Raw genomic sequence first — 5486 nt, forward strand, 5'->3', positions numbered from 1 at the left:
GGGGTGGGGGCTCACCGAGCGGGCGCTGCCCGACGCCGAATGCGTGGCGCTGGGTGCGCTGGTGCCCGGACTGCCGGACGCGCCGCTGCCCGTTCCCGACGCGGCCGCGGCCCGGCTGCCGGCCCCGCGCGTCACCGCGCCCGCCTCCCTCGCCCATCGCGTCAGCACCGCCCCGGCCGACCGCGCCGCGCACACCTACGGCAAGGCGTACCGCGACGTCGTGCGCGCGCTCCACGGTGACCTGTCGGGCGCGCCGCACCTGGTGGCCCACCCGCACGACGAGGCGGAGATCGTCGACCTGCTCGACTGGGCGGCACGTCGCAACGTCGCCGTCGTCCCTTACGGCGGCGGGAGTTCGGTCGTCGGCGGGGTCGAGTACCGGGACGGCGACGGCGACCACGCCGCCGTCCTGTCGCTCGACCTCACCGGCCTGGACCGGGTGCTCGAGGTCGACACCGTCAGCAGGGCGGCGCGCATCCAGGCCGGAGTGTTCGGCCCCGCCCTGGAGGCCCGGCTGCGGCCGTACGGGCTGACGCTGCGTCACTTCCCGCAGAGCTTCGAGTTCTCCACGCTCGGCGGCTGGCTGGCCACCCGGGCCGGGGGACACTACGCGACGCTGCACACCCACATCGACGACCTGACGGAGTCCCTGCGGGTGGTCACGCCCGTCGGCACGTCCGAGTCCTGGCGGCTGCCGGGATCCGGCGCCGGGCCGTCGCCCGACCGTCTCTTCCTGGGGTCCGAGGGCGGCCTCGGTGTGATCACCGAGGCGTGGATGCGGCTCCAGGACCGTCCGGTCCACAAGGCGTCGGCATCCGTGTCCTACCGTGACATCGGTGCGGCCATGGAAGCGGTGCGTGCGATCTCCCAGTCCGGACTCCACCCGGCCAACTGCCGTCTGCTCGACCCGGGCGAAGCGGCCCTGGCGGGCGCCGCCCACGACGGCGAGTCCGTCCTCGTGCTGGGCGTCGAGTCGGCGCGGCACCCGGTCGCCGGTCGTCTCGACGAGCTGCTCGGCCTGGCCCGCGAGCACGGCGGCGTCCCCCGCCCACGGGACGGGCACGGCGGGCCGGGCGCCGTGGACGCCTGGCGTTCGGCGTTCCTGCGCATGCCCTACGTACGGGACGGGCTGGCCCGCATGAGCGCGCTCACGGAGACGTTCGAGACGGCCTGCACCTGGGACCGCGCCCCCGCCCTGTACGACGCGGTGCGCACCGAACTCGGCGCCGCCGTCCAGGAGGTGACGGGCGCGCCCGGCCTGGTCAACTGCCGCTTCACACACGTCTATCCGGACGGCCCGGCCCCCTACTTCACGGTGGTGGCCGCCGGCCGGCGCGGCGAGGAGGTCGTGATGTGGGACGAGCTCAAGACCGCCGCGATGGAGATCCTCACCCGGCACCGGGCGACCGTCACCCACCACCACGCGGTCGGCCGCGACCACCGGCCCGGCTACGACCGGCAGCGCCCGGAGCCCTTCGCGCTCGCCCTGCGCGCCGCCAAGACGGCCCTCGACCCGGCCGGGGTGCTGAACCCGGGCGTCCTGATCGACACCGGCCCGGCCGCTCACCCGAACGTGAGCGAGCGCAGTGTGGCGCAGGGCCCGGACGCGGGGCACACAGCACGGACGTAGACGGAGTGCACCCCGGTCGGACCGTCCGTGACGGGAGCCTCGTACGTGTCGTTCCCCGGGCCGCCGGGCGCCGTCGTCACACTCGCCGCGGGCGGCGCGGTCAGGGAGTCCACGTGGAGGTCGAGGCGGCCCGTGCCGGTCCCGGCGAGCAGCAGGCGGACCCGGGCCGGGGGCGTGCGGCCGAAGTCGATGTTGTCGAAGCGCAGCCAACCGCCGTTCCCGAGAGCCGCGTTGTCGCCCGGCGGAGTCGCCCCGTCGAGGGTGCCGACGTCGTCGGCCTGCGTGTGGGTGGCCGCGGCCGGGCGCAACAGGTATCCGGCGAGTTCGTCCGGCGTCGTACGGGGTGCCGTCGACGGTTCGGCGGACGGGGTGGGCGGCCTGCCGGACGGCCGTTGCCGCGCGGCGGAGGTGTGCGTGGCGGGTGAGGACGACGAGGTCCCGGACGGATCGGTCGCGGGTGCGTCGGGCACGGCGGCCGACGACGGGGCCGGAGAGCCGGACCGGGGCGGCGCCGTCGCGTCCTCGTGCGGCAGCGACGTGTGCAGGACCGCCGCCCCGATCGACGCGACGAGGGACGTGACGCCGAGCCCGGCGCAGAAGCGTCCCGCGAGCCGGTGCAGGTGCCTGCGCCGGCTCTGCCGCAACCGGTCGGCCGCGCGGTGGGCGTGCGCGGCCAGGAAGGCGGGCGGCTCCTGGGGGAGCGGTGCGCTGTCCCGGCTGTGCCGGTACGCGGCGTCGTCCCACCAGCCGAGCAGCATCGGCGGGAGCTGCGCGCGCAGCCCGTGTTCGAGCGTGGTCAGGTCCTCGTACGCCATCACGCAGGACACGCAGGTCTCCAGATGCGGGGTCAGCGCACGCAGCGCGCCCGGCGGCGCCTCGTCGGCGACCGCGGCGTACAGGAGCCGGGTGTAGATCTCGCAGTCGGGATGCAGGCGGTGCGGGGCGTGATGGGCCCGCAGATACGTGGAGCGCAGTTCGGTGCGGGCGCGGCGCAGCGCCGCGTCGAGACCGTCCGTCGCAAGGCCGGTGATCCGCGCGGTGCGGAACGGGGAGTCCTCCTCGACCACGGCGTGCCACAGGAGCGCCTGCCAGGGGTGCGGCAGTCTGCGGTAGGCCTCCGACAACTGCGGGCGCAAGGACATCGGCCAGGTCGCGCCCTGGTCGGCCCAGGCGCGGAACGCCGGGCGCAGCGCCGGGTCGTCGGGCTGCGCGCCCCAGCGGCGCAGCACCAGGACCCGCGCGGTCACCAGGAGATGGGTGCGCCAGCAGGTGCGCGGCTCGGCGCCCGCGGCGAGTGTGCACAGGGTGTCCTCGAAGACGCGTTCCGCCGTGCTGTCACGGGCGTGCGGATCGGCGAAACACGTGTCCAGATATCCGGTGACGGCGCGGCTGTGACGGGCGATCAGCTCGGTGTAGAGGGCGGTGGCGCCGTCGCTGATCCGGATCGCGAGGTCGTGGTCGGCGGGCCGGCGCGGGCGCCGCCCGGCGGGGGACGCCCGGTGCGTGCCGGTGGGGACGAGGGTCGGCTTGGTGACGAGGTGCGGGGCGATCGGCTGCAGACGCACGCACTGACTCCGGATCTCGAGGCCGCTCGCGGCGGCGCGGGTGGACGTCGGGGGGTGGGGCAGGGCGGGCGGCGGCGTCGGCCGCCGCCCGCTGACCTCCTGCGTTGTCCCGTTCTGGCGAGTCGTGTCCCGGCGGTGCTCCTGTCGTCGGTTGCGGTGGGCCCGGCGCCGTCCGGACGGCGCCGTTCACCGGGGGAAAGCGCCGCACGGCGGACCCGTCCCGCTGCTTTGCCATCTCTTTACTCAAACGGGCGACGGCCCGGCGAGTGGTGGACGTGGAGCCGCGGAGGCTGTTAGCGTCCGGCCCGACCTCCTCGCCCCGCCCCTGCCGAGACCGTGCCTCGTCGCCTGCCCTGTGCCGAACAGGAAGACAGGACACACGTGGTACGCACACCTCCGACCCACGACGGCCCGCGCCGGCACCGCCGTACGGCCGCCCGCATCGCCGTCCCCTTCGCGGCACTCGCCACCGCCGCCGCCCTGGTCTGGACCCTCATCGGACTGCCCGGCTGGGCCGACGAGTCCGGCGCCGGACCCGAGCGCGTCCGGTCCACCGGCACGGTCCCGCCGCCCGCCTGCGCCGAGGGCTACCGCGACGCCGAGACCGAGCGGCCCGAGGCGGACCAGCGCGGCTGGTTCCAGGTCGTGTACGTCTCCCGCCAGGGCGCCGACCGCTTCACCGACAGCGTCGACCGCATCCGCCGCACCATGTGGGACGTCGACCAGATCTTCGAGGCCAGCGCACGGCGCTTCGGGGCGCAGGACAGCCGGCGGCTCCGCTTCGAGCAGGACGAGCGGTGCGCGATCGACGTGCGCTCCGTCTCGCTCACCGGGCTCCCCGACAAGCCCACGCTCGGCTCCCTGCTGGGCCCGGCCACCGAGAAGCTCGACGCACAGCTCGGCCTGGCGAAGGACAAGAAGAAGTCCGACGCCTGGCACAAGCACCACAAGACCGTCTGGTTCATGGACGTCGACGGCACCGACGGCTGCGGGCTCGGTGGCGGCGGCGCGGGCCTCAACGGCGGCAACGCCTGGGTCAGTTGGGGATGCGGCGGGGCGGGCGCCGTCTCCCACGAGATGATCCACTCGTTCAACATCAGCCACTGCGGCGAGGACCACACCCAGGGCGGCGACCCCATCTGCCGCGGCTACGACGAGACCCCGCGCTGCGACGGCGTCCTCGCCGGTGTCGTCCTGGACTGCACCAAGGACGAGTTCGCCTACTTCCAGCCGCACCCCGCCGCCGGCTCACGTCTGGCCGAACACCCCGAGGAGAACGTGTGGAACAGCCCCTACCTGATCACCGACCGGCCCGCACCGGCCGTCACCGCCGCCCTGCGCAACCAGAAGAGCGGCCTGTGTCTGAGCGCCGGTGACGCCGGCACGGTCGTCCAGCGCCCCTGCACGGGCGGCAGCACCGGCTCCCGGCAGTGGCGGCGGACCATCGACGACACCGGCCACCTCACCCTCTCCCTCGGCGACCGATGCCTGACCATGCCGTCCCGCACGGTCCCCGGCAAGGACGACGACGTCCCCGTCCTGGCAGCCCGGCTCGCGCCCTGCGCGGCCGGTGACGACCGGCAGCAGTGGTGGATGGAGGACGGCTACGGCCCGGCCGGCGACCACTACGAGTTCCTCAACGCGGCCACCCGTCAGCGTCTGCAGATCGAGGACGGCAGCGAGGAGGACGGCGCCCGGGTCGTGCAGCCGGGCGGCGGCGACCCCGCCCGCTTCAAGATGGAGTTCACGGGCGCGCCCGCGTCCGCGCAGCGGCTGCCCACCGGCACGGTCCGCATCACCGGGCAGGACGCACGGCGCTGTCTCGCGGCCCCCGGCGGTGGCCGCACCGGATCCGTTCCCGTGCCGGTGCGCTGCGCCAAGGCGCCCGCGGGCCGCACCGCGACAGCCTTGTCCTGGCGGTTCGTGCCCGGCAAGGGCGGCGCCGCGGACACCGTGCAGATCCGCACGGCGGGCCGGACACCGGTGTGCCTGACGTCGTCCGGCGCCGAACCGGGCCGCACGGCCGGGGTGCGCCTCGCGCGGTGCACCACGGGCTCACCGCAGCGGTGGACCGCCGAGCGGCGCGGCTCCGGGGTCCGGCTGCGGTCCGTCGCGACGGGCCGCTTCCTCACTCTCACCGAGGCGGCCGGACGGGTCGCTCTGGGACAGCGGTCCGCGGGCGCCGCCCAGGAGTTCGTCCTGCGGCGCGCCTGACGCGGCACAGCCTCCTCCGTGGGTCCGGCCGGGCCTCTCCGCCCGGCCGGACCCGCGCCGACGTGTCCCGGCGCGCC

3 protein-coding genes are annotated in these 5486 nt (G+C 75.5%); 2 read left to right on the plus strand and 1 reads right to left on the minus strand.

The window, feature by feature from the left end; translation table 11 throughout:
- A partial coding sequence (locus tag GTW43_RS17650; RefSeq protein ID WP_161302977.1) for an FAD-binding oxidoreductase occupies positions 1-1630 on the plus strand: 1630 nt, incomplete at its 5' end.
- Here the strand turns inward: GTW43_RS17650 and GTW43_RS17655 are convergent.
- Entirely contained in the window at positions 1564-3195 is a 1632-nt protein-coding gene (locus GTW43_RS17655; protein WP_161302978.1) for a carbohydrate-binding protein, read from the minus strand. The two genes, GTW43_RS17650 and GTW43_RS17655, sit on opposite strands and share 67 nt — an antisense overlap.
- 381 nt (positions 3196-3576) lie before the next feature.
- Here GTW43_RS17655 and GTW43_RS38665 point away from each other — a divergent pair, with 381 nt between their 5' ends.
- Positions 3577-5409 carry an RICIN domain-containing protein gene (locus GTW43_RS38665; protein WP_161302979.1) on the plus strand — a complete coding sequence of 611 codons (1833 nt, stop codon included), beginning with the start codon at positions 3577-3579 and terminating at the stop codon, positions 5407-5409.
- The last annotated feature ends 77 nt before the right edge of the window (positions 5410-5486 follow it).

This window comes from Streptomyces sp. SID5785, from assembly GCF_009870065.1.
In the GTDB taxonomy this organism is placed as follows: domain Bacteria; phylum Actinomycetota; class Actinomycetes; order Streptomycetales; family Streptomycetaceae; genus Streptomyces.